This is a genomic window from Pseudomonas capeferrum, assembly GCF_013523055.1.
Taxonomy (GTDB): domain Bacteria; phylum Pseudomonadota; class Gammaproteobacteria; order Pseudomonadales; family Pseudomonadaceae; genus Aquipseudomonas; species Aquipseudomonas capeferrum_A.
On the sequence record NZ_JAAMQM010000066.1, the window covers coordinates 1 to 569 of the forward strand.

Consider the following 569-nt stretch of genomic DNA (forward strand, 5'->3'; position numbering starts at 1 on the left):
GGTTCGTCAGTGACGACTGTGTTGGTGCTGCCAGCAGTGATCAGGTTCTCGAAGACCGCATCGCCGGTCACACCGGTGATGGTCTGGGCAATGGCCGGCTGGCCACCGACATACACGTCATCGTTGGCAGTGATGGAAGCGGTGCCGGCGGTACTGCCGCTCGGGATGGTGATCGTGGTGCCATCGGTGAGGGTGAACGTCAGGCCCGCATGGCCGGTAACTGGCAGGCCTTGGGCATTGCTCAGGGTCACGGTGTAGGTGATCTGGCCACCTTCGGTGACAGTGGTCTTGTCAGCGGTCAGGGTCGCCACGACATCGTTGATGGTGTCGGCGATCTGCACGGTGGCGGAGCCACCCAACTGCAGGTTTTCGAAGGTCTGGCCGTCAACGGTGGCGTCGGTGATACCAACGGTTAGCGAACCGGCGTCCTTGAAGACGTCCTCGCCCTGGGCATCGGTGCGGTAGGTGGCTTCGGTCTGGCCCGCGGCGATCAGGACCTTGTCACCATTGGTCAGGGTGACGGTGAGGTCACGGTCCAGGACCTGGTTGACGCGCACGGTGAAGACCGG

1 protein-coding gene is annotated in these 569 nt (G+C 63.1%); it reads right to left on the reverse strand.

The genetic code is table 11. From position 1 onward, the window contains the following. Positions 1–569, reverse strand: a 569-nt coding sequence (locus G7009_RS27320) for an immunoglobulin-like domain-containing protein (protein WP_219856812.1), incomplete at both ends; no start/stop codon positions are given.